We start from the raw sequence: 23,188 nt of genomic DNA, 5'->3' as shown, positions 1-23,188 counted from the left end.
AGGGAGAAGCCTGTCTGCATCCTCCGAGCGGGGCGAGGCGAATGAGGGGGAACCGCATATGGAAGTGAAATCGAACGTCCGTCAGCGACGCATGGATCGCATGAAACAAATAATCGCATCGGAGCAAATAGAGTACCGGAACGAGTCCGGACGGGCCGACAGCGTATCGGGCCGTCTCCATGGACAAGCGCAGACAAGCTATGGAAGGCCGCCCGGCTCGCCGGATGCCGGATCCGGATATGCGGAGCGCGGCATCCGCGAAGAGGAGCCGATGCGCACGGACTATGGCCGCGAGGATCCCGAATATGTATGGAAGCGCCAAGAAAGGGATCGTTGGACGTCAATGGAACGGGCAGTCGGACCGTCTCCCGACGATTGGACAAATAGAGGCGGGCTGAAGCCGCCGACGGTACGCCAAATTTGGATCAAGCTCGGAATAAGCGCCGTGCTGTTCGGCGGAATATGGGGCATGTTCCGCATCGATCATCCGCTCGCCGACCGGGGACGGCAATGGGTGAGCTCCGCACTGACGGAAGATTACGATTTCTCGGCGGCTGCAGCCTGGTACGAGCGCGAGTTCGGCGGCTTGCCCGCTTTTCTTCCGGCGCTCCGGGCCAAGTCGGACCCGGAAGCGCAGAAGGCAAGCTCGCCTTCCGTACAGCGGCTGTATACTCCCGTCCATGGCAAAATCGTCGGCACGGCTGCCGACGGCGAGCTTGGCGTTACGCTTCGGACGGAACCCGAAGCTTCGGTTGCCGCTCTCGATACGGGCAGAGTCGTTTCGGTAAGCACGGGCACGGATAAGGCTACGGTCGTCGTCATCCAGCACGCGGGCGGTCTGCAGTCCACCTACGGCTGGCTGCAAGGAACGACCTTGAAAACCCACGATTGGGTCAAAGGAGGGGAGACGATCGGAAGCGTGACGACGGACGCCGCAGGCGGAGCGGGCAAGCTGTATGTAGCGGTCAAAAAGGAAAATCAATACGTCAATCCTGCAGAAGTGGTCTCCTTTGATTAAACTGCGAGGTATCGTATTCCGTCTGCATCCTTTGTTCTCGCTCATGATGCTTGTCTCGGTCGCGACCGGCTTTTTCGTCGAGCTGCTGACTTTGTTCGTAATCGTACTGATCCATGAGCTCGGACATGTCGCCGCGGCCAAAAGCTTCGGCTGGAACGTCATCCGCGTGGAACTGCTACCGTTCGGCGGAGTGGCCGAGACGGAAGACAGGGGGCGCTCCAGCGCGTTTCAGGAAGCTGCCGTGGCGCTTGCCGGGCCGCTGCAGAACGCCTGGATGGCGTTGTTCGCGGTCGTCATGAGCCGATTGGGCATATGGGATTCGGGCTGGTGCGACTATTTTATGACCGCCAATATGATGATCGGGCTGTTCAATTTGCTGCCGGTACTTCCGCTGGATGGCGGCAAGGTCATGCAAGCGCTTATGAGCCGGTGGCTTCCTTATTATCGGACGCTTCTCTTGTGCAGTCTGGTCAGTCTGCTGCTGGCCGCCGTGCTGGCCGCAGCCGCTCTGCTCGGGATCCGTTCCAGCGGCATCCATCTGAACCTGCTCGTCATCGCGTTGTTCCTCGTCTACTCGAATTGGTACTCTTACCGGAACGTCGGCTTCCAATTCATGCGATTTTTAATGAACCGGGAGCCTGTCATGGAGCGTCTAATCGATAGGGGCACTCTGGCCCAACCGATTGTCATATACCGCCACCGTAAAATCGCCGAGGTCGTCCGTCTGTTCATGAGGGACAAATACCATCTCGTCTACATTTTGAACGATGGGGGACGGATTCAAGCTGTTTTGCCGGAACAAAAGCTTTTATACGCATATTTTCAGTTAAACCGGCCGGGAAGTGCCGTTTCCGACGTTTTCGTGTTAGAATAGAAGGGTTACATGGTGAGGTGGTGAGGTTTATTTGAAACAGATTATCGTTCATTGCCGGGACTCGCTTACTCAGGTGGCGCTTTTGGAGGACCGGGTACTGACCGAGTTTTATGCGGAGCGGCCGGCGGAGAAGCAGCTGGTCGGCAGCGTATACAACGGTAAGGTGGTCAATGTGCTGCCGGGCATGCAGGCCGCTTTTGTCGATATCGGGCTGGAAAAAAACGCTTTTCTGTACGTCGATGATTTGCTACCGGCTCATTTGGAAAAAATACCGTCCGTCAAGCCTTCCATTTCCGATCTCGTGCGTCCGGGGCAGGAGCTTCTGGTGCAAGTGACCAAAGAGCCGTTCGGCTCGAAAGGTGCGAGAATTACGACCCATTTCTCGCTTCCCGGCCGTTGGATCGTGTTCATGCCGAACGCCGATTATGTGGGAGTATCGCGTAAAATCGGCTCGGAGCAGGAGCGGTCGAGGCTGAAGGACATTGCCGAGAAAATACGGAAGCCCGGCGAAGGACTCATTATACGAACGGTGGCGGAAAACGAGACGCTGGAAGCGTTGGAGCGCGATTTCAACGTCATGCGCAGCGATTGGAACAATGTTTTGCGGAGGGCAGAGAAGTCCGGAGCTCCCGTTCTGCTGTACCGCGAGCCGGGAGTGCTGGATCGGGTCGTCCGCGACGCCTTTACCGATCGTGTGGACGAGCTTATTATCGACGATCCGGTACGCGGAGAGGTGCTGGTGAACCGAGTGCGGGAAATGTCCGAGGAGCTTGCCGGACGCATTCACATCTACCGGGGACGCGAGCATGTGCAGGTCGCTTACCGGGTACGCGAGCAGCTCGATAAGGCGATGAAGCGGAAAGTATGGCTGAAGAGCGGCGGATATCTGGTGCTCGATCGGACGGAAGCGTTGACGGTCATCGACGTGAACACCGGCAAATTTACCGGCACGGACGACCCGGAAGCGACCGTCTTCACGACAAATGCCGAGGCTGCGGACGAAATCGCTCGTTTGCTCCGGCTCCGCGACATCGGGGGAATCGTATTGGTCGATTTCATCGACATGACGTCGGACAAGCACCGCGCCGAGGTGGCCGCCAGACTCGAGGAGGCGTTCCGCAAAGACCGGACCAAGACGTTCGCCGTGGGATGGACGAAGCTCGGGCTAATGGAGATTACCCGCAAAAAAGCCCGGGAAAGCTTGGACGACTCGATGTTCGCGGTATGCAACGTATGCGGCGGCACAGGCAAAGTTCCGGTCGAGCGTTCGTTCCCTAACCGGCGGAGATGAAGTTCTGATGAAATTCATGCATTCTTTTGTTGATTTAGCCTTATGGGCTGTGGTAGAATACTATGGTATGTGCGCATGTGCACATGCTGTAACCGCACGAGTCGGGTATGTTCCCAAGCGCGATTCGGTCGCCGATGCATCGGACGGCCGCGCCACCTGGACAAGGCGAGTCTTAAGACATGAGGAGGTGCGCAAACTATGTACGCAATTATTGAAACAGGCGGCAAGCAATACAAAGTGAAAGCCGGAGACTCCATCTTCGTCGAGAAGCTGGAAGCAAGCGAAGGCGAAGTCGTAACGTTCGACAAAGTATTGGTCGTATCGAAGGAAGACGGCTTGGTAGCCGGTACGCCGCTCGTATCCGGAGCATCCGTTTCCGGTAAAGTGGAGAAGCACGGCAAAGGCGAGAAGATCATCGTGTTCAAGTATAAAGCGAAGAAAAACTATCGCCGCAAGCAAGGCCATCGTCAACCGTACACCAAAGTGGTCATCGACAGCATCCAAGCGTAAAGGGTGTCCGAGCATGATCCGGGTGAACATCGAACGCAACCGCGAACGAGGGACGATTGAAGCTTTTACGGTAACCGGTCACGCTTTTTACGGCAAGCCGGGGCACGATATCGTATGTGCCGGGGTATCCGCCGTAACGGTCGGCACGGTAAATGCCGTCGAGAAATTGACGGGCGTACCGCTTCCGAACGAAATGCGCGAAGGGTTGTTGAAGGTCCGGATCCCCGAGGAGAAGGACGAAAGCAAATCCGTTCAAATTCAGCTGCTCCTCGAATCGATGATCGTCATGATCGAGACGATCGAGGACGCGTACGGCAAATATATCGCATTACGACAAACTTGACGAAGAAGGAGGTTGACTCCCATGTTAAAACTGAATCTTCAGTTGTTCGCATCGAAAAAAGGCGTAGGCTCCACGAAAAACGGACGCGACAGTATGGCGAAGCGTCTTGGCGCGAAACGCGCAGATGGCCAGACAGTAACGGCCGGCAGCATTCTTGTTCGCCAACGCGGAACGAAAATCCATCCGGGCGAGAACGTAGGCCGCGGAACGGACGACACGCTCTTCGCGAAAATCGAAGGCGTCGTGAAGTTCGAGCGCTGGGGACGCGACCGCAAGAAAGTGAGCGTCTACCCTGTAGAGAGCGCTCCGGTTGCAGCAGCATCGGAAATCGTATGATCGCAAGCCTCCGGTCGAACGGGACCGGGGGTTTTTATTTTTGAACCGCCATGCTATACTGTGGGTATGTTGACGTGAACGGGGAAATGGAATGAAACCAAATGCCAGACGATACGAATCGGATCAAGTGGACGGGCTACACGGCGAACAGGAAGAGCTGTTCATGCAGACGATCAATCATCTCCGGCACGACTGGATGAATGACATTCAAGTGCTGTACGGCTACTTGAAGTTGAAAAAATATGATAAAATGCACGACTATATGGAAATATTAAAAGATAAGATGTTCCGGGAAAGCGGCATTTCCAAGCTGGGAATTCCTTCCCTGATCGTCTATTTGCAATCGTTCCGGGTTCGTTGCCGTTCGATCCGGCTCGACGTCGAGCTCGACCCCGAGCTTCATCTGGCCGCGTTACCGGTCGATGCCCAGACGGTGACGGACACGATAACGGCGGTTATCGAGGCGATTGTCTCCCATGCGGACATGCCGGCGGACGGGGAACCGGGCAAGCTGCTGCTAAGATTGTGCGTCCGTGAACAAGTTCTAGCAATCGGTTTCGAATATAACGGCAGCTATGACGGCTCCGGTCTCGAACGGGAGCTGGGCGGCTTGTTAAGCCCGTCGCGAGAAGGGCAGCGGTTCGAAGGCGAAGCTACATACGACGAGGACGGAGCGGTTATCGACATTTACATGCCGCTCGGCGGATAGAGGTGCACCGATGTTTTTGGATAAAGCGAAAATTTACGTAAAAGGCGGCGACGGCGGCGACGGGATCGTCTCGTTCAAGCGCGAGCTGTACGTGCCGGAAGGCGGACCGGCCGGCGGCGACGGCGGCAAAGGCGGCGACCTCATCTTTCGTGTGGACGAAGGGCTTCGTACGCTGATCGATTTCCGGTATCAGAAGCATTTCAAGGCCCCACGCGGCGAGAGAGGCAAGACGAAGGGGATGCACGGGGCCAAGGCGGAGGATATGATCGTTCGGGTTCCCCCCGGCACGGTCGTAATCGACGACGATACGCAGGAAATCGTCGCGGATCTTACCCGGCAAGGCCAGGAGGTCGTAGTAGCGCGCGGCGGACGGGGCGGACGGGGCAATATGCGCTTCGCGACGTCGCGTAATCCGGCGCCCCATTTGTCGGAGAACGGCGAGGAAGGCCAAGAGCGCTGGATCATACTCGAGCTGAAGGTGATGGCGGACGTCGGGCTGGTAGGTTTTCCGAGCGTGGGCAAGTCGACGCTTTTGTCGGTCGTATCTGCAGCCCAACCGAAAATCGGCGCTTACCATTTTACGACGATTACCCCCAATTTGGGCATGGTCGATGTAGGAGAGGGCCGCAGCTTCGTTATGGCCGATTTGCCGGGATTGATCGAAGGCGCACACGAAGGCGTAGGGCTCGGCCACGAATTTTTGCGGCATGTGGAACGGACCCGGCTAATCGTTCACGTCATCGATATGGCGGCTACGGAAGAACGCGATCCGTACGAAGACTTCGTGAAGATCAACGAAGAATTGCGGCTCTATAACGCCAAGCTGGCCGACCGTCCGCAAATCGTGGCTGCCAACAAGATGGACATGCCGGGTGCCGAGGAACACCTTCAGCAGTTCCGAGAGAAGCTGAAGCTTGACGGACGCGACGATATCGAGATTTTTCCGATTTCGGCTATGGCGCGAAACGGAGTTCAGGAGCTTTTGTATCGGGCTGCGGACCTGCTCGAGCAAATTCCCGAGACTCCGCTTATCGAGGAAGTCGTGGACTTGTCGGAGCGGAAAATATACAAGTTCGAGAAAGAGGAAGACGACAACGAGTTTACGATCCGCCGCGAAAACGACACATTCATCGTGGAATGCATCGGCATCGAGAGAATGCTCAAGCGGATGAATATGAACTCCTACGACGGACTGCTGCGCTTCGGTCAAGCGATACGCAAATCGGGGATCGAATCCGCTCTGCGCGGGCGAGGGGCGAAGGACGGACATATGGTGCAAATCGGCGATTTCGAGTTCGAATTCGTCGAGCAGGAATGATCGGCGAAGCCGGAAACGATTATTGCGGAAGCCTAGAGGCTGCAGTGAGCCTGTGGGCTTTTTTTGCGTTATACGGCACATTGCATTGAACGGCATGTTGCGTTACACGGCATATTGCGTTGTAGGGCATGTTGCGTTACCCGGCATATTGCGTTGAACGGCATGTTGCGTAATACGGCACATTGCGTTAACGGGACCTAAACGGAGTTAACAAGCAATATGCAAATGGAGCAAGGAATTTACCTTGTAAGCGAGCTTCGACTCTTGAGGTTTAATACCCAGCAGTTCAACTAATCCGGGAAGGTCGAAATGGAAAACATCTGGTTGTTGAAAAAGTCAAAAAAAGAGAATTGTCATACAAAAAGAGGTGGGGGAAATGTGCGGAAAGCGAAGCGGTTGACTTTACAATCGTGTTGTAACCGCTAAAATCTTAAAACCAACACGATGTTAACGGATGTGGAGCACATTCCCCCACCTCTTGTCTCCGGCGCTTCCTCTCTTTGCAGACTTTTGCAACAGCCTCAAAACATACAGTTATTTCCGAAGGACTACCCGATACTCGTCCGATAGATGGAGAACATACAGTTATTTCTTGCGCATGGGCTTCTTTTGGCGATATGTTGAAGAAATACATGCATGTTTTCCAGTTAAATGGGTTTCGACGGCCATTGAGGCTGCTGTTACCTGCAGGTTTTCCATCTATTTGGACGAAGAGCAAGGAATCGCCAACCTTCTCGTCAGCAAACAACGGAACCTATCGTTCCGGATCGGCAGCAGTCTTTCAACCGAGGGACGTCGGACAAAAACGTGCCTACTTGCGGTTGCGGAAGCTTGATGTTTTCCCGTCGACTGATATTTCCCTGATATTCCCGTATAGACGGTAGTTTGCCCGGCTATTATCGAATAAGATAATAACAGCAAGCCACATTACGTTAATAGGTACGAAGGGGTGGACCATGAAACTGCGGGAACTGGCCGAACTGCTTGCGATCGTCAGGACGGAAGGCGATATGGATGTCGAAATAACAGGCTTCTCGATGCACACCCGCACCTTGCGGGCCGGGGAGCTTTTTGTATGCGTGCCGGGCATTGCCGGCTTTCAAGAGGACCGGCATCCTTTCGCCGGGGAAGCGGTGCGTGCCGGAGCGGCCGCGCTTGTGGCGGAGCGCGACGTCAATCTCGATGTGCCGACGGTGATCGTGCCGGACGCCCGGTACGCGATGGCGGTTATGGCGTGTCACTTCTACGGGTATCCGAGCTCGAATATGAAGCTGATCGGGTTGACGGGCACGAATGGGAAAACGACGACCGCGCATATGATCGAAGCGGTATTCGCGCATGCGGGTTATCGCACCGGGCTGATGGGCAACATCGGGACGAAAATCGGCTCCGTTATGGTGGAAACCGACATGATCAATACGAAGGAGCCCCATAAGCTGCAGGCGAGCCTGAGCATCATGCGGGACCATCGGACCGAATACGGCATTATGGAAGTGACCTCGCAAGGGCTGGATATGGGACGGGTGCTCGGCTGCGAATTCCGGACGGCCGTTTTTACGAATATGACGCAGGATCATTTGGACTATCACGGGACGATGGACCGGTATCGGGAAGCCAAAGGGCTTTTTTTCTCCAGAATGGGAAACGGCTTCTCTTCCGATCCGGCCAAGCGAAAATTCGCCGTGCTGAATCGGGACGATCCGGCTTCCGACTATTTCCGGAAAGTGACGCCGGCTCAGGTCCTAACATACGGAGTGACCCGCGAGGCGGACGTCATGGCGAAAAACATCCGATTAACGGCTCAAGGCACCGGATTCGAGCTTGTTACTTTTGCCGGGACGACTCCGATGAAGCTGCGAATGGTCGGGGCTTTTAACGTGTACAACGCGCTTGCCGCCGTTGCGTGCGCTCTCGCCGAGGGTGTTCCGCTGGAGGTCATTCGCGCCGGACTCGAGCAGCTGCAGGGCGTACCCGGCAGGATGGAAATCGTTGACGAAGGACAAGATTTCCTCGTGCTGGTCGATTACGCGCATACGCCGGACGGGCTGGATAACGCGCTTGCCGCAGTGAAGCAGTTCGCGGAAGGAAGCATCATTACCGTATTCGGCTGCGGAGGGAATAGAGACCGTTCGAAGCGATCCGTCATGGGCAAGCTGGCCGCCAAGTATAGCGATTATGTCGTAGTCACCTCGGACAATCCCCGCTCGGAGGAACCGGAGCGCATTCTCGAGGACATCGGACGGGGGCTGGAGGAAGCGGGTACAGACGAGAACCGCTATGAGCTTGCAGCCGACCGCAGAAAAGCTATCTCGCGCGCCGTGGAACGTGCTGCCCCCGGGGATATTATCCTGATCGCCGGCAAAGGACACGAGACATACCAAATTCTAAAGGACGGAACCGTTCACTTCGACGATCGCGAGGAAGCGCGGCAGGCCATTCGCCACAAGGGCGGCAAAGCGTGAAAGCATGAAAGCGTGAAAGCGGCAATTCGTAAAAATTCGATATGTTCGGCCGTCGTCGACCGTGATACACTGAGTGCAGAAACTTTGATGCTGCCTTCTATCGAACCGACCCTATACGGAAAAGCAAAGGATGATGAACATGCCGCAATTGGATATGCCGCTGAAGCAGCTTCAGCAATACGAGGGACGAACTCCGCGACCGCACGATTTCGACGAGTATTGGGAGAAGGCATTGGAGGAGATGCGGGCCACCGACCCGGCCGTTGAACTGGTGCCGGCTCCGATCTCGGTTCCTTATGCCGAATGTTACGATTTGTATTTTACCGGCGTAAAAGGCGCGCGGGTGCATGCGAAATATTTGAAGCCGAAAGGCTTGCAGCAGCCGGGTCCCGCGCTGCTCCATTTTCACGGCTATTCGGGCAGCTCCGGGGACTGGTACGACAAGCTTCCGTACGCGGCGCTAGGCTATACGGTCGTCTCGATGGATTGCCGCGGACAAGGGGGGAAGTCGGAGGATGTCGGGGGCGCGATCGGAAATACGCTGCGCGGACACATTATCCGGGGGCTGGACGATGCGCCAGAGCAGCTGCTGTTCCGTCACATTTTCCTGGACACGGCACAGCTTGCCTCCATCGTGATGGATTTCCCCGACGTCGATCCCGATCGCGTAGGCGCTACCGGCTGGTCGCAGGGAGGGGCGCTGACCGTAGCTTGCGCGGCGCTTACGCCGCGGATCAAGAAAGCGGCCTCGGTTTATCCGTTTCTGAGCGATTACCGTCGCGTCTGGGAAATGGACTTGGCCAAAGACGCTTACGAGGAGCTGCGCATTTATTTCCGGTTGTTCGATCCCCAGCATAAACGGGAGGATGAAGTGTTTACCCGTCTCGGCTATATCGACATCCAGAACTTGGCGCCCCGTATCCGGGCGGAGATGCTGTTCGGAGTCGGATTGATGGATTCCGTATGTCCGCCTTCGACCCAGTTCGCCGCAATCAATAAAGTTGCCTCTCCGAAAAGGCTGGAAATTTACCCGGACTTCGGACATGAAGGCCTTCCCGGACTCCACGACAAAATATTTCAGTTTTTTGCGGATTTGTAATGCTGCAGTCCCGCGCCGCTTTCCTTCAGCGGGCGGGACTTTTTATTATGGCGGATTGACATCGGACTGACCAACCCCTAAGCTGAAAGCAAAAAGGTGAGATTATGTACGAACAACTTGAAACGCCCGCCGTGATCGTGGACTTGAATATCGCCGAGGCGAATATCGGACGAATGGCCGCCGCCCTGCAGACCCGCGGCATTCATCACCGTCCGCACATCAAGTCGCACAAATCGGCCTATTTGGCCCGCAAGCAGCTGGAAGCCGGCGCCGTCGGCATCACGGTAGCCAAGCTGTCCGAAGCCGAAGCATTCGTCCGAGCCGGTCTGGACGATATACTGGTTGCTTACCCTATCGTGGGTCGCGAGAAGCTCAGCCGTTTTGCGCGTTTGCACGGGCAAGCGCGAATGTCCGCGACGGTCGATAGCGTAACCGTAGCCGCAGGATTATCCGGGGTGGGCGCCACGTCCGGGAAGCCCGTCGACGTGCTCATCGAGATCGATGGAGGGCTGCATCGCGGAGGCAGACAGCCCGGACAAGACGCTCTCGATTTCGCGCGCTCCATCCGCGATCTGCCGGGACTGCGCATTCGCGGGATCATGGGGTATTTCGGAACGATCTACCGTCATGCCGACGGACCGGAGTTGATAGAAGCGGTCAAGCACGAAGCGTCAACGATCCGGGATACGGTCGAGCTGCTGCGGCGCGATCGGTTCGACATCGAAATCGTCAGTTCGGGCACCTCGCCGGCCGCCCTGATGGCGGAGCATCTCGAAGGAATTACGGAAGTTCGCGCAGGCAACTACATTTTCTTCGACGCATCCGGGATAGGACTCGGGCTCGCCGAGGAGCGGGACTGCGCCTTGCGGGTGATCGCTACCGTAGTAAGCGTTCCGCTCCCGGGAAAAGCGACGATCGACGCGGGGACCAAGACGCTGACGAGCGACAAGGCGCATCATCGCGAAGGATTCGGCTGTGTCGTCGGCCGGCCGGATATCCGCATCGTCGGCTTGAACGAAGAGCACGGAATGCTGCAGTACGATCCGGAAATGGAGCAGCTGCGCGTCGGAGACCGGATCGAAATTATTCCGAACCATTCGTGCGTCGTGCCGAATTTGGTCCCGGTCGTAACCGGCGTCCGGAACGGACAAGTCGTCGAAGCGATTCCGATCGATGCGCGAGGGTGCAATTACTAGACCGGTTTTACGCAGGAGGTTGAGAGGCATGCACGTTAACAAAGATCGCGTCGTCGAGGTGCTCGGGCAGCTGGTATCCATCCCCAGCGTGAACCCGGGCTTTCCCGGCGGCACGGGCGAAGAGGCGGTCGCCGATTACGTATCCCGCTTCTTCATGCGGCTGGGACTGGAACGAATCGAGCAGGAGCTAGAGCGCGGACGGAGGAATGTGATCGGCATATTGCCCGGCCCGGCCGGTTCGGGAACGCTGCTTCTGGAAGCTCATATGGATACGGTTCAGACGGAAGGGATGACGATCGACCCGTTCGGCGCCGCTATCCGGAACGGACGTCTGTACGGTAGAGGGGCGTGCGACACGAAAGCGTCGCTTGCGGCCATGCTTGCAGCCGTCGAAACGTTGGTTCTCCGGGGTATCGTGCCTCCCGTTGCCGTTCATCTGGCAGCGGTCGTCGACGAAGAGATCCGGTACAAGGGAGTTTCCGCAATCGCGGATGAAATAAAGGGCGGGCGGCTGCGGTACGATGCCGCCATCGTAGGCGAGCCGACGCAGCTCGATCTTATAGTCGCCCACAAAGGGTGCGTCCGCTTCCACATCGATGCGGAGGGCGAAGCGTGCCACAGCTCCACCCCGCACCTTGGCGCCAATGCGATCGAGGGGATGATGGGGGCGATAGCTTATCTGCAACGGGAAGCGGAGCTTCATTATGCGCCGGCGGCGCACCCGCTCGTCGGACCGCCGACCCATTGCGTCAGTATGATCCAAGGCGGCGTCGCTCCCAACACGGTACCGGGCTCATGCCGGATTACGATCGACCGGAGAACGGTCCCAGGCGAGGAGCCCATGGAAGTTTGGGGGCAGCTCAAGGAGCGGGTGGAGTCGCTAGAGCCATCCGTTTCCGGCGTCCGGTACGTCGTCAGGGAGCCTTTCCTGATCGACTATGCGATGGAGGTCGCCTTAGATGAGCCGATTGTCGATTGCTTGCGGCATTCGAGGGATGCGCGCGCTCCCGGGAGAAGGACGATCGGAGCGACGTACGGCAGCGATGCCAGCAAGCTCGTTCGCGTCGGAGTTCCGGCAGTCGTGTTCGGCCCGGGCAATTTGGAGCAGGCCCATACGAAAGACGAATGGGTCGATCTGGACGAAGTCGCTACGGCATCCGACATCCTTTTGCAAACGATTATGACGTTCAAAAAAACGCCCGGCCCGCTCAACGTTTCTTAATATCGGGGATCCGTAAGAGGCACCCAATCGACGCGGGGCTGCCCCGTAGACGGATCGAGACCCGCGATACCGACCCAGGCGTGCTCGCCCGGTCCTATGCGGAAATAATGCTCAAGCGCCATCCGGAATATGTAAGGAATGTCGCGGTCGAGCACTTGGGCGAGAGGGATCCAATGAAGCTTCCCTTCGTCGGTGTCTACGAAGTCTTTACGATTGGCATGGCCGCTATAGATGAACTGCTGCCGCAGTTCGCCATCCTTGTTGCGCAGTAAAATATAGCGCAGCGTCAGCTCCGCGATATCGTCCGGAGAAAACCCGGTCTCCTCGAAAATTTCGCGAAGGCAAGCATCTCGAGGACGGCTCAGCTCGTCCGGCTCCAAATGTCCGCCTACGGCGGCCCACATGCCGGGGTTCAAGGTGCGCTCCATCGATCGTTCCATCATCAGCAGCTCGTCGCCGTGAAACAGCATGGCGGCGGCCATCATGCGACATTTCATGGTCGTTGTCCTCCAGGTGCGGGGGCGTTGACAGACCTCCCGGATATGGCTCAACATCTTAGCATGACCGGGCTTCGGCCGCAACCGCCCGATTCCGTTAAAGTTTTTCGGCTTGCCTATTGCCGCATCGACGCGTTTTCGGTATAATGTCCACTATGTAGAAACAACAGTCTTTACGGAGAGGACGATTCGCCAGTGGAACACGACACGAGCGTGAACGATTCCAAGGAAGACGGCACCGAACGTTATTATTTGGTCCGGGAAGACATTTTGCCGGAGGCGGTCGTCAAGACGATGCAGGCAAAGGAGCTTCTCGCCAGAGGCGGTGCGAAGACGGTTCACGAGGCGGTCGAGGCGGTCGGCATCAGCCGGAGCGCTTTCTATAAATATAAGGACGGCATTCATCCGTTGAACAAGCTGGAGAGGGAGAGGCTCGTCACGCTTTCCATGGATCTGGAGCATCGCTCGGGCATCTTGTCGAGAGTTCTCGCGGTTATTGCGGGTCTGGAAGGCAACGTGCTGACGATCCATCAGACGATTCCTTTGCAAGGGATGGCCAATGTCGTGCTTTCGGTCGACACGACTCATATGGGAACGAGCAATGCCGCCCGCCTTATGGATGTGATCCGTCATCAGGATGGCGTCCGTAAAGCGTCCGTGATAGGACAAGGGGCTTAGGTTCGTACGGCAACGGGCAATGCACATACAGATACAGATCAGGAGGAGAGAAACGATGGAACCAATCAAAGTGGGGCTGCTCGGGATGGGCACGGTCGGAACCGGCGTGCTGCGCATCGTGGAAGGGCATCAGGACGATTTGCAGAAGCAGGTGGGATCCCCGATCCGCATCGAGAAGGTGCTCGTGCAAAATAAAGATAAATCGCGCCGTTACGCGGTGGAGGCGGACCGTCTCACCGAGAACGCCTGGGATATCGTCAACGATCCGGCGATAAACATCGTAGTCGAGGTTATGGGCGGCATCGAGCCGGCCAAAACGTACATGTTGGCCGCTTTGGAGAACGGCAAGCATATCGTCACGGCGAACAAAGACTTGATGGCGCTGCACGGCGCGGAAATATTGGCCAAAGCCGCGGAGAAAAACTGCGACGTGTTCTACGAGGCGAGCGTGGCCGGCGGCATTCCGATCATCCGCACGCTGATCGAAGGGTTTTCGTCCGATCGGATTACGAAAATTATGGGGATCGTCAATGGCACGACGAACTACATTTTAACGAAAATGAGCCAGGAAGGGGCTTCCTATGCAGATGTGCTGAAGGAAGCGCAGGATCTCGGCTACGCCGAATCCGATCCGACCTCCGATGTGGAAGGGCTTGACGCCGCCCGCAAAATGGCGATACTCGGCACGCTCGGCTTCCATACGAGCCTCGGGCTCGGCGACGTTCAGGTAAAGGGCATTTCCCAAGTGTCGAAGGAAGATATTTTGTACGGCAAACGGCTCGGCTACGAGGTGAAGTTGCTCGGCATCGCCGAGCGTCAGGACGACATGATCAGCGTGGGCGTCCAGCCGACGATGGTGAAGACGACCCATCCGCTAGCGGCGGTGGGCGGCGTATTCAATGCGGTATACGTATACGGCGAAGCGGTAGGCGAGACGATGTTTTACGGACCGGGCGCGGGCGAAATGCCTACGGCGACTTCGGTCGTCGCGGACCTCGTGGCCGTCGTCAAAAATTTGAAGCTCGGCGTCAACGGACGCAAAATGTTCGTGCCGTACAAAGAGAAGAAGCTGAAGACGGCGGAGCAGATCGCCTCCAAATATTTCGTGCGGCTGCACGTTCAGGACAAGGCCGGCGTGCTCGCGAAAATTACGCAAGTATTCGCCGAATGCGACGTCAGCCTCGAATCGGTCGTCCAGCAGCCGAACAAATCGATCGCCGAGGCGGAAATCGTCATCGTGACGCATGATGCCAGCCTTGCCAGCATGAACCGGGTTCTTGCGGAATTCGAAGCGCTGGAAGTCATTCAAACGATCAAGAGTGTATATCGCGTCGAAGGATAATGAGATATACACCCCATCGTGTATATCGGTAAAACGAACTATAAAGGAGCCGCTAAGCGACATGAGATATATGGGATTGCTGCACACGTACAAACAATATTTGCCCGTAACCGACAAAACGCCGATGCTCACGCTGCAGGAAGGAAACACCCCGCTCGTGCACGCAGAGAAGCTGTCCGAAGAGCTGAATCTGGACGTTTATTTCAAATACGAAGGCTTGAACCCGACGGGCTCGTTCAAAGACCGGGGCATGGTCATGGCTGTCGCCAAGGCGATGGAGGAAGGCAGCCGCACGATCATGTGCGCTTCTACCGGCAATACGTCCGCCGCAGCCGCAGCCTACGCCGCCCGGGGAAACCTGAATTGCATCGTGCTCATTCCGAACAACAATATCGCGCTCGGCAAGCTGGCGCAGGCGATCATATACGGGGCGAAGGTGATCGCGATCGAAGGAAATTTCGACCGCGCGCTCGAAATCGTCCGCGAAATTACGGCCAAGCACCCGATCACGCTCGTCAACTCGGTCAATCCGTACCGGTTGGAAGGGCAGAAGACGGCCGCCTTCGAAGTCGCGGACCAGCTCGGCCAAGCTCCGGACTACTTGGCGATTCCGGTCGGCAATGCCGGCAATATTTCCGCTTATTGGAAAGGATTTAAAGAATATAAGGCGCTTGGCAAGCTGTCGTCGCTGCCGAAAATGATCGGCTTCGAAGCGGAAGGCGCCATGGCGATCGTCAAAGGCGAGCCGATTCCGAATCCGGAAACGGTCGCCACGGCGATCCGTATCGGCAATCCGGCAAGCTGGGATTTGGCGGTAAATGCGGCCAAGGAATCCGGCGGACAGATCAACTATGTGACGGACGACGAAATTCTCTACGCATACCGGACGATCGCCGCCAAGGAAGGCATTTTCGCCGAACCGGCCTCGGCCGCATCGATCGCGGGCGTCATGAAGCTGAACAAGGAAGGCTATTTCAAAGGCGGCGAGAAGGTCGTATGCGTCTTGACCGGCCACGGCTTGAAGGACCCGAACATCGCGATCAAAAGCGTGGGCGGCGATCCGCTCGTCGTCCAGGACTCGGAAGAGGCGGTTATGGACGCGATCCGCAAGCTGGAGGGCGCAGGCGCATGAGTTTGCCGGGTAGCGGAAGCGGACTTGCCGGCGGTCCGGGCAGTCCGAAGGTGTACGTGAAGGTGCCGGCCAGCACCGCCAACTTGGGCCCCGGCTTCGATGCGCTCGGCATGGCGCTCGATTTGTACGCGTGGATCGAGATGGGGATTGCCTCGACTACCGAAATCCGGCTGTACGGCGATCAAATGAACGGAGTGCCGACCGACAAGTCGAATCTCGTATACAAAGTGGCGCAGCAAGTTTTCGACAAGGCGGGGATCGCGCATCCCGAGCTCGATATCGCCATGTACAGCGATATTCCTCTCACGCGCGGGCTCGGCAGCAGCGCCTCGGCTATCGTCGGTGCGTTGGTGGCGGCCAATGCGCTGATCGGCAACAAGCTTTCGCCTCACGAGCTGTTCCAGATGGCGTCGGCGCTGGAGAAGCATCCCGACAACGTCGGCGCTTCCTTGTTCGGCGGCCTTACCATCGCTTTCTGGGACGGGGAGCGGGCGGAGTATCTCCGTATCGTTCCGGAAGACCGGCTTGACGTGCTCGTGGCGATCCCGCGCTTCCAGCTGTCCACCGAGAAAGCGCGCCATGTGCTCCCGGAGCAAGTGCCGATGAAGGACGCGGTATTCAACATCGGCCACGCCTCGCTATTGGTCGCGGCTTTTTGCTCCGGGCGCTACGATATGATCCGTCATGCGATGAAGGATGCGCTTCATCAGCCGTACCGCGCTCCGCTTATTCCCGGCATGAGCGACATTTTGGAGCGTGCCGAGGAGCATGGAGCGTTGGGAGTCGCCTTGAGCGGAGCCGGTCCGACGCTGCTTGCGCTGGTGGACGGGAAGGAAGGCCGCGGAGCGGAGCTGGAGCGCTTCCTGCTCGATACGCTGCGCGATCGGGGCATCGAGGCGGATACGATGTGGCTCAAGCCTTGCGCGGAAGGCGCGGCGGTATTGTCTCATTTTGATCCGAACGTCCCGCTGATCGATAATGTGAAGGGCAATGTGCGGACGTAAGCTGCACAAGATTGCTGTGACGCTGACAAGTTCCGTTTTGATGAAAACGCCGTACACGATGAGGTGCGGCGTTTTTTGTCGTTCATTTCGCCATCATTTCGTCCATCCAATGGATCATATGCTCCATTCGACGAACCGGAGCGGCGGGTTATACTTGGTTTGCGGGGTCCGCGAGGGCAAAAGCATACGGATTGCGATGGATCCGGGAAAGAGGTGACAACGAATGACAGCACCGGCTGTGCCTGAACAGGTGTATTGGAATAGGACGATACCATTGAGATATGAAGCCGATATCGCCGTCATTGGCGGCGGAATGGCGGGCGTGTCTGCGGCTGTAGCGGCAGCGCGAACCGGAGCGAAAGTCATTCTGATCGAGCGCTTTGCCGTAGTGGGCGGCAATGCGACGACGGGAGGAGTCGGGGCATTTTGCGGTGAAACCGCCGGGCAAGGTCAAGTTTTCGATTCGATAATCGCGGATTTGGAAAATTTCCATGCGGTAGCGCCTTATGTTCCGTACCCGAAGTCGGACCATCGGCTGTTCAATCATTCGATTCTGGCTGTCGTTCTTCAGGAAATGCTCCTTCGCCACAACGTAAAGCTGCTGCTGCATACGCAGTTTGTCGATGTATCGGTCAGCGACGGCGGGGTCATCAAGGAATGCATTATATGCGGCAAATCCGGGCCGGAGGCGCTTAGAGCGAAGCAATTTATCGATTGCACGGGCGAGGCGCAGGTGGCCCATATGGCGGGCTTCTCCACATTGAAAGGCCGGGAGGAGGATCAGGTCCAGCTGCCGATGTCGATGATGTTTTTTATACGTCATGCCGAGGGGGAGGACATCCGCGAAGAAGTACCCGAAGGGTGGTTCGAGGCCATTCGGGAGAAAACGGATTTGCCGATGACGAGCATATGGCCTAACGGACCGAAAGGCAATGCGATCAAAGTGAAAATACCGATGTTCGACGCGACCGATACGGAAAGCATGACGGCGGCCGAAATTCGAGCCCGGCGCAGAATGATGGAGGTGCTCGATTACTACCAGAAGGTCGAGAAAAGAAAATGGCTGTTGGATTATTGCTCGCCCCAAATCGGCATCCGTGAAGGCAGAAGGGTTGTTGGCGATTACGTATTGGCGCTTGAAGATTTGAGAGCGGGACGTAAATTCGACGATGCGATCGCAAGAGGCGTTTATTATTTGGATGCTCACAAACCAGACGACGATAAGAGAACTTATGTGCTCGGACACCGCGAACTGAAAGTCCCGCCTTACCAAGTTCCGTTACGCAGCTTGATCGCCAAGGATGCCCGCAATATGATGATTGCAGGCAGATGCATGTCCGCCGATCAATTGGCGCTATCGTCCGCGCGAGTGATGACCACCTGCTCCATGATGGGGCAAGCGGCCGGTATTGCCGCAGGATTGAGCATCGGGATGGGATGCAGCCCGCGCGATGTCGACCCCCTGCTGGTGCGGCGAACGGTCGAGCGAAATGGTGCGAACTTGGAAGTGTGAGGATATGCTGCGATTTGGAATACCGATATTTAAGCCGGATGCCGATTGAAAGATTGCATCGGCTTTTTGCCTTTTCCAAGGGAAAGCGATACGGTTGCGAATGAAGCGGGATTGATAGCACGGATTGTGGTACGATTGCGGGAAAGAGATTGCCTGGCGCAATCGTATACTACTATACTACAGTGACGGCCTCATATCGATCAAAATGGCAGATGTGCGAAGGGCGATGAATGAATATGCAGACGAACGAGCACCCATTGGTTAAAGCGCTATATATCGAAACGATCGGATGCACGAATCAAATGCAGTCTCTTAGCATCAATCGTGCGAGAGGCTCCGATAACTATATTCTCATATACAGCTACGAGGGGAAAGGCTGGTTCCAAGCCGCGAGTCGGGAAAAAACGACGATCGGGAAAAATACGGCCATTCTCATTCAGCCCGGCAACCCCTATTCCTATGGTTCGTATGAAAGCGAACCATGGAGCTTTTATTTTGCGCATATCCGGGGAGAGAACAGCGCGCTGTACTTTCAAGGCAACCCGGCCATCCATATGATCGGTCTGGAGGAATCCCACATCAAATGCAAGCAGCTGTTCGCGGAGTGCTACGAGATCTGGAGCGATAAAACGTCAATCCATAATAGGATATACAGCTCGCATCTGATCGGGCAGCTGTTGACATTGCTGTCCATGTTTCAAGGCGTGCTCCCCAACCGTTTGCCGAAGGACAAACCGGTCAACGAAGCTATACAATTCATGCTCCGTCATATCGAAGGACGGCTTACCCTGCAACAGCTGTGCAAAATGACCAACTTATCCAAACCGTATTTGGTCAAGCTGTTCAATAAAAATACGGGATACTCGCCCATAGATTATTTCCTCAGATTGAAAATCCGCCGCGCCTGCGAATATTTCGATTCGACGGATTTAACCGTGAAAGAGGTATGCTTTAAACTCGGGTTTACCGACCCATACTATTTCTCGCGGATGTTCTCGAAGATTATGGGCCAATCTCCATCGAAGTACCGATATAACGGGAATCATCAATAACCATCATATCCTCTATGGAATGAATAATATACTCCATTCGGTACGCTCTGGCTGCAGCGTATACTTATTGTTGTAAGAGTCGTTCGATTAGAGGCTACGGAGCAAACGTCGCTATAGTCGGATATCGTATAGAAAAGAGGGGTTGGACATGAACAAGGCTGCAAAGCTGTCATTGGTTTCCCTGATCGCATGGGGGCTAACGGGATGCGGCGGCAAACAATCGACCGTCGAGAAAGCGGTATCCCCGCCGAAGCCGGTAACGATCAAGCTTGCGAGCTCCACTGAAACCGCTTACAAGTTAATTGCCGAGGCGGTAACGAAGAAGTATCCGCACATTACTATGGAGCTGATCCGCTACCAGAACAATGATTTTGGCGCGATGCTGACTCGCGGCGACAAGCCGGATCTTATCGAAGTAGGACAAGGCGGATTGAGTGCGATGCAGACGGCGGGACTGGACTATGATCACAGGCTGTTGATGAAAGGAAGCAATTTCGATTTTAGCCGGTTTAAGGACGGGATTTTGGATTATCCGGTGAACTTCTCGCAGGATCGCAACAAATTAGTGGCGATGTTTATCCTCCCCGGCTATTTCGCGCTGTACTACAATAAAGATATTTTTGACCGTTACGGCGTGACGTACCCGAAGGACGGACTGACTTGGAATGAAGTTATCGATTTGGGTAAACGGTTGACCGCGACCGATCGGGGCGTTCTATACAGCGGTCTGCAAGTTCCTAATTTGTGGGATGCGAAAAGTCAACTGGACCAGAACTATATAGACCCGGCATCGGGCAGGGCAGCCTTGAATACGGCCGGCTGGAAGACGGTGTTCGAGACGCTTGCCAGAATCTACGCCATACCGGGCAATACAAAAAGCAGCAATCCGGCGACAATGTTTACCCAAAATACGTTGGCGATGATTCCGGACGGCGACCGCATCGCGGCGTGGTCCGCGGTTTCGGATTTGAACTGGGATATGGTGTCCTACCCGGTATTCGAAAGCAGACGCGGATACGGTCCTTCCTTAAACGGAACGCTGCTTGCCGTTACTTCCGTCAGCGAACATAAACAAGAAGCTTTTCAGGCCGTTATGGTCGCTTTCTCCGATGAAATTCAAGAGAAATTGGCGATGGACGGCAAAGCCACTGCGATTAAAGGATTTGACCGCTTATTCGGCAAAAACGTACCGGGCATCGAATCGAAAAACGTGCAGGCGATAAGCAAAAATCAACCCGGAAAACCTCATGGCGCGGTCGTTTACAAGGAAGTGCCGACTATTATGGATAAAGCTTTCAGCGATTACTTTAATGGAATCAAGGACGTCAACACGGCATTGAGGGAAGCGGAGGATCAGGCGAATCAAGTGATCAGCGCGGGTCCGAAGTGAGCGGCATAACGTTTAATTATGGATTATGGAAGGAGAGCTGCGCAATGGAGATTGTATCGGCCGAAAAGGAGTTTATTTTCGAGAAAGGAAAGCCTGTTCCGAGCTGTCACGCTTCGACCTTGGTCGTTTTGCCGGATGGCGATGTTATGGCGGCCTGGTTTGGCGGCACGAGGGAGGGCGCTGCCGATGTCGCGATTTGGACCGCCAGACGCAGCGGGGGAAAGTGGAGCGAACCGAGGGAAACGGCCAACGAGGACAATGTGCCGCACTGGAATCCCGTATTGTTCCGTACCGGACTCGGGACGATTCAGCTCTATTACAAAGTAGGGGACCGTGTGGAGAATTGGCATACCCGGATAATGACCTCGAAGGACGAAGGTCTGACTTGGTCCGAGCAGAAGGATTTGGTGCCGGGCGATGTTGGCGGGAGAGGACCTGTGCGCTGCAAGCCGATCTATTTGCGCGACGGCACGCTTCTTGCCCCCGCTTCGATCGAGACGGATTCGCAATGGGACGCTTTTGTAGACATCTCTTACGATCACGGTCAAACGTGGACGTGCAGCGAACGGGTTCCTGTCGATCATCATGCGTTTCCTCCGAAGGGGATCATTCAGCCGACATTATGGGAATCGCGCGAGGGCGTCCATATGATGGTACGCAGCTCGGCCTCCGATATTTACCGCAGCGACTCCGTCGACGGGGGCCGGACGTGGTCGCCAGCCTATTCGGTCGGATTGCCCAACAACAACAGCGGCATCGATGTCGTCGCGCTGGAGGACGCGCGCCTCGTTATGATCTTCAATCCGGTCGGTCTGAACTGGGGGCCGCGTTCGCCGTTAATACTCCGCATGTCCGGGGATAACGGGAAAACATGGGGAAGTCCGTTCGTTCTGGAGAAGGACGCCGGGGAATATTCATATCCAGCCATTGTGTCCGAGGGGTCTTGTCTGTATTTGAGCTATACGTGGAAGCGGGAGACAATCGCGTATTGGAAAATCAAAATCGGGTAAGCTTCGACGTTCCGCCGATCGGCTGCTTGATGTAAGGTCATCCAATCCATGGGACGGACAAGTATTGCAATTTCCTTCCCGGTAGTGGTACGATTCCAAGGTAGTGGTACTGTTTGACCACCCGAATCTGCATATACCGGCAGCATAAGAGAGCTGTCGTCGAGAAGGAGTTTGCCGCACTGTGAAGAGGATCGCATTCCTCGGGCCCGAAGGGACCGTGTCCCAAGAATCGGCCCGCTATTTTTTCGCTGAAGGGACGTACGAATTCGTTCCCTACGCGCTTATGTCCGACGTGTTCGCGGCTACGGCGGACGGAACGGCCGATTACGGCGTCGTCCCGATCGAGAATACGATCGAAGGCTCGGTCAAGCATCATATCGATTTGCTGGTCGATTCGGAGTCGCTGCCCATTCAGGGCGAATGGGTATACCCGTCGATCCAGAACTTGATCGGCGTCAAGTCCGACGCGTCCGTCGCGGAGCGCATCGCCGGATTGCGAAAGGTAGTCTCCAAAGACGTCGCGATCGCCCAATGCCACGATTTTTTGCGCAGCCGGCTGCCGCAAGCCGAATTCGATTACGTGAGCAGCACGGCCGAAGGCGTAAGGATCGTCAAGGAAGCGGGCGACGCTTCGATTGCCGCGATCGGAACACGGATGTCTGCCGAGCTGTACGGTCTCGACCTGCTGGCCGAGAATATTACCGACCATGACAACAACTACACCCGCTTTATCGTGATCGGCAGAGAGAGGCTATCGATGAGGCCGCCCGAGCAGCATAAGACGACAATACTCGTCACGCTGCCCGAGGACTATCCGGGCGCTCTGCATCAGGTGCTGTCCGCCTTCGCATGGCGGCGCATCAATTTGTCCAAAATCGAATCGAGACCTACGAAGAAGAAGCTCGGGAATTATTACTTCTATATCGATATCGAAATGTCGCTGGACTCGGTGCTGCTGCCCTCCGCCCTGCAGGAGATCGAGGCGATCGGATGCCAAGTACGGACACTCGGATCGTACCCGTATTTTTCTTATTCGAATCGACCGAATAATTGAATCGCGATTCCGCACAGCGATGCGGGGCTTGTCGCGGCTATGGCCTGCCGGATTTGAATCCGGCGGGCTTTTTTTTGCGCAAATGATGTCAAACGCCCAACTCGTGCATACACTGTATTGTTATTCAAGACAACGGGA

Annotated in this window: 22 protein-coding genes and 1 other annotated feature; of the genes, 21 read left to right on the top strand and 1 reads right to left on the bottom strand. The window is 56.0% G+C overall.

The window, feature by feature from the left end:
- Window positions 1–58: 58 nt before the first annotated feature.
- The 12 genes from FE784_RS04615 to FE784_RS04560 all read left to right on the top strand — a co-directional run bounded on the left by FE784_RS04615 (window position 59) and on the right by FE784_RS04560 (window position 12,378).
- Window positions 59–1,018, top strand: a complete 960-nt coding sequence (locus FE784_RS04615; RefSeq protein ID WP_139600954.1) for a M23 family metallopeptidase — start codon at window positions 59–61, stop codon at window positions 1,016–1,018.
- Window positions 1,011–1,892 carry a M50 family metallopeptidase gene (locus FE784_RS04610; protein ID WP_246131897.1) on the top strand — a complete coding sequence of 294 codons (882 nt, stop codon included), beginning with the start codon at window positions 1,011–1,013 and terminating at the stop codon, window positions 1,890–1,892. The genes FE784_RS04615 and FE784_RS04610 overlap by 8 nt, the downstream gene beginning before the upstream one ends.
- Window positions 1,893–1,923: 31 nt before the next feature.
- Window positions 1,924–3,183 carry an Rne/Rng family ribonuclease gene (locus FE784_RS04605; RefSeq protein ID WP_139600953.1) on the top strand — a complete coding sequence of 420 codons (1,260 nt, stop codon included), beginning with the start codon at window positions 1,924–1,926 and terminating at the stop codon, window positions 3,181–3,183.
- An 80-nt stretch (window positions 3,184–3,263) separates the two neighbouring features.
- Window positions 3,264–3,366 (top strand) — a sequence feature (ribosomal protein L21 leader region).
- A 15-nt stretch (window positions 3,367–3,381) separates the two neighbouring features.
- Window positions 3,382–3,693: a 50S ribosomal protein L21 gene (rplU, locus tag FE784_RS04600; protein WP_139600952.1), complete on the top strand. Its 312-nt coding sequence runs from the start codon at window positions 3,382–3,384 to the stop codon at window positions 3,691–3,693.
- Between the two features lie 13 nt (window positions 3,694–3,706).
- Window positions 3,707–4,036 carry a ribosomal-processing cysteine protease Prp gene (locus FE784_RS04595; RefSeq protein ID WP_139600951.1) on the top strand — a complete coding sequence of 110 codons (330 nt, stop codon included), beginning with the start codon at window positions 3,707–3,709 and terminating at the stop codon, window positions 4,034–4,036.
- A gap of 21 nt (window positions 4,037–4,057) precedes the next feature.
- A complete protein-coding gene (gene rpmA, locus FE784_RS04590; RefSeq protein ID WP_139600950.1) occupies window positions 4,058–4,372 on the top strand; it encodes a 50S ribosomal protein L27 in 315 nt (104 codons plus the stop codon).
- Between the two features lie 91 nt (window positions 4,373–4,463).
- Entirely contained in the window at window positions 4,464–5,081 is a 618-nt protein-coding gene (locus FE784_RS04585) for a Spo0B domain-containing protein (protein ID WP_139600949.1), read from the top strand.
- A 10-nt stretch (window positions 5,082–5,091) separates the two neighbouring features.
- Window positions 5,092–6,399, top strand: coding sequence for a GTPase ObgE (gene obgE, locus FE784_RS04580; RefSeq protein ID WP_139600948.1), 1,308 nt, complete (start codon window positions 5,092–5,094; stop codon window positions 6,397–6,399).
- Window positions 6,400–7,355: 956 nt separating this feature from the next.
- Entirely contained in the window at window positions 7,356–8,861 is a 1,506-nt protein-coding gene (locus tag FE784_RS04575) for a UDP-N-acetylmuramoyl-L-alanyl-D-glutamate--2,6-diaminopimelate ligase (protein WP_139600947.1), read from the top strand.
- 139 nt (window positions 8,862–9,000) lie between these two features.
- Window positions 9,001–9,960: an alpha/beta fold hydrolase gene (locus FE784_RS04570; protein ID WP_139600946.1), complete on the top strand. Its 960-nt coding sequence runs from the start codon at window positions 9,001–9,003 to the stop codon at window positions 9,958–9,960.
- Window positions 9,961–10,064: 104 nt separating this feature from the next.
- Entirely contained in the window at window positions 10,065–11,156 is a 1,092-nt protein-coding gene (locus FE784_RS04565) for an alanine racemase (RefSeq protein ID WP_139600945.1), read from the top strand.
- Between the two features lie 28 nt (window positions 11,157–11,184).
- Entirely contained in the window at window positions 11,185–12,378 is a 1,194-nt protein-coding gene (locus tag FE784_RS04560) for a M20 family metallopeptidase (RefSeq protein ID WP_139600944.1), read from the top strand.
- Here the strand turns inward: FE784_RS04560 and FE784_RS04555 are convergent.
- Complete coding sequence (locus FE784_RS04555) at window positions 12,375–12,875, bottom strand: NUDIX domain-containing protein (RefSeq protein WP_246131896.1); 501 nt, start codon at window positions 12,873–12,875, stop codon at window positions 12,375–12,377. The two genes, FE784_RS04560 and FE784_RS04555, sit on opposite strands and share 4 nt — an antisense overlap.
- Before the next feature lie 195 nt (window positions 12,876–13,070).
- Here FE784_RS04555 and FE784_RS04550 point away from each other — a divergent pair, with 195 nt between their 5' ends.
- The 9 genes from FE784_RS04550 (at window position 13,071) to pheA (ending at window position 23,050) form a co-directional block, all read left to right on the top strand.
- On the top strand, window positions 13,071–13,553 hold the full coding sequence (locus FE784_RS04550; protein ID WP_281287015.1) for an ACT domain-containing protein: 483 nt from the start codon (window positions 13,071–13,073) through the stop codon (window positions 13,551–13,553).
- A gap of 55 nt (window positions 13,554–13,608) precedes the next feature.
- A complete protein-coding gene (locus tag FE784_RS04545; protein WP_139600943.1) occupies window positions 13,609–14,895 on the top strand; it encodes a homoserine dehydrogenase in 1,287 nt (428 codons plus the stop codon).
- A 61-nt stretch (window positions 14,896–14,956) separates the two neighbouring features.
- Window positions 14,957–16,027 (top strand): threonine synthase, encoded by a 1,071-nt coding sequence (gene thrC / locus FE784_RS04540; RefSeq protein ID WP_139600942.1) that lies wholly within the window; start codon window positions 14,957–14,959, stop codon window positions 16,025–16,027.
- Entirely contained in the window at window positions 16,024–17,031 is a 1,008-nt protein-coding gene (thrB, locus tag FE784_RS04535) for a homoserine kinase (protein WP_139600941.1), read from the top strand. Before thrC ends, thrB begins: the two co-directional genes overlap by 4 nt.
- A 223-nt stretch (window positions 17,032–17,254) precedes the next feature.
- Complete coding sequence (locus FE784_RS04530; RefSeq protein ID WP_139600940.1) at window positions 17,255–18,544, top strand: FAD-dependent oxidoreductase; 1,290 nt, start codon at window positions 17,255–17,257, stop codon at window positions 18,542–18,544.
- 230 nt (window positions 18,545–18,774) lie between these two features.
- On the top strand, window positions 18,775–19,596 hold the full coding sequence (locus FE784_RS04525) for an AraC family transcriptional regulator (protein WP_139600939.1): 822 nt from the start codon (window positions 18,775–18,777) through the stop codon (window positions 19,594–19,596).
- Window positions 19,597–19,744: 148 nt separating this feature from the next.
- Window positions 19,745–20,986, top strand: a complete 1,242-nt coding sequence (locus FE784_RS04520) for an ABC transporter substrate-binding protein (RefSeq protein ID WP_139600938.1) — start codon at window positions 19,745–19,747, stop codon at window positions 20,984–20,986.
- 44 nt (window positions 20,987–21,030) lie between these two features.
- Entirely contained in the window at window positions 21,031–21,996 is a 966-nt protein-coding gene (locus tag FE784_RS04515) for a sialidase family protein (protein ID WP_139600937.1), read from the top strand.
- Between the two features lie 181 nt (window positions 21,997–22,177).
- Entirely contained in the window at window positions 22,178–23,050 is an 873-nt protein-coding gene (pheA, locus tag FE784_RS04510) for a prephenate dehydratase (protein ID WP_139600936.1), read from the top strand.
- Window positions 23,051–23,188: the final 138 nt, after the last annotated feature.

The organism is Paenibacillus hemerocallicola (assembly GCF_006265175.1).
In the GTDB taxonomy this organism is placed as follows: Bacteria; Bacillota; Bacilli; order Paenibacillales; family NBRC-103111; genus Paenibacillus_AB; species Paenibacillus_AB hemerocallicola.
This window is presented reverse-complemented; position numbering and strand designations above follow the sequence as displayed.

Excerpts from the sequence above, each read along its gene's own strand:
- FE784_RS04615 (WP_139600954.1), top strand. The coding sequence starts at position 59 with ATGGAAGTGAAATCGAACGTCCGTCAGCGACGCATGGATCGCATGAAA.
- rplU (WP_139600952.1), top strand. The coding sequence starts at position 3,382 with ATGTACGCAATTATTGAAACAGGCGGCAAGCAATACAAAGTGAAAGCC.
- FE784_RS04595 (WP_139600951.1), top strand. The coding sequence starts at position 3,707 with ATGATCCGGGTGAACATCGAACGCAACCGCGAACGAGGGACGATTGAA.
- rpmA (WP_139600950.1), top strand. The coding sequence starts at position 4,058 with ATGTTAAAACTGAATCTTCAGTTGTTCGCATCGAAAAAAGGCGTAGGC.
- FE784_RS04585 (WP_139600949.1), top strand. The coding sequence starts at position 4,464 with ATGAAACCAAATGCCAGACGATACGAATCGGATCAAGTGGACGGGCTA.
- obgE (WP_139600948.1), top strand. The coding sequence starts at position 5,092 with ATGTTTTTGGATAAAGCGAAAATTTACGTAAAAGGCGGCGACGGCGGC.
- FE784_RS04575 (WP_139600947.1), top strand. The coding sequence starts at position 7,356 with ATGAAACTGCGGGAACTGGCCGAACTGCTTGCGATCGTCAGGACGGAA.
- FE784_RS04570 (WP_139600946.1), top strand. The coding sequence starts at position 9,001 with ATGCCGCAATTGGATATGCCGCTGAAGCAGCTTCAGCAATACGAGGGA.
- FE784_RS04565 (WP_139600945.1), top strand. The coding sequence starts at position 10,065 with ATGTACGAACAACTTGAAACGCCCGCCGTGATCGTGGACTTGAATATC.
- FE784_RS04560 (WP_139600944.1), top strand. The coding sequence starts at position 11,185 with ATGCACGTTAACAAAGATCGCGTCGTCGAGGTGCTCGGGCAGCTGGTA.
- FE784_RS04555 (WP_246131896.1), bottom strand. The coding sequence starts at position 12,875 with ATGAAATGTCGCATGATGGCCGCCGCCATGCTGTTTCACGGCGACGAG.
- FE784_RS04545 (WP_139600943.1), top strand. The coding sequence starts at position 13,609 with ATGGAACCAATCAAAGTGGGGCTGCTCGGGATGGGCACGGTCGGAACC.
- thrC (WP_139600942.1), top strand. The coding sequence starts at position 14,957 with ATGAGATATATGGGATTGCTGCACACGTACAAACAATATTTGCCCGTA.
- thrB (WP_139600941.1), top strand. The coding sequence starts at position 16,024 with ATGAGTTTGCCGGGTAGCGGAAGCGGACTTGCCGGCGGTCCGGGCAGT.
- FE784_RS04530 (WP_139600940.1), top strand. The coding sequence starts at position 17,255 with ATGACAGCACCGGCTGTGCCTGAACAGGTGTATTGGAATAGGACGATA.
- FE784_RS04525 (WP_139600939.1), top strand. The coding sequence starts at position 18,775 with ATGAATATGCAGACGAACGAGCACCCATTGGTTAAAGCGCTATATATC.
- FE784_RS04520 (WP_139600938.1), top strand. The coding sequence starts at position 19,745 with ATGAACAAGGCTGCAAAGCTGTCATTGGTTTCCCTGATCGCATGGGGG.
- FE784_RS04515 (WP_139600937.1), top strand. The coding sequence starts at position 21,031 with ATGGAGATTGTATCGGCCGAAAAGGAGTTTATTTTCGAGAAAGGAAAG.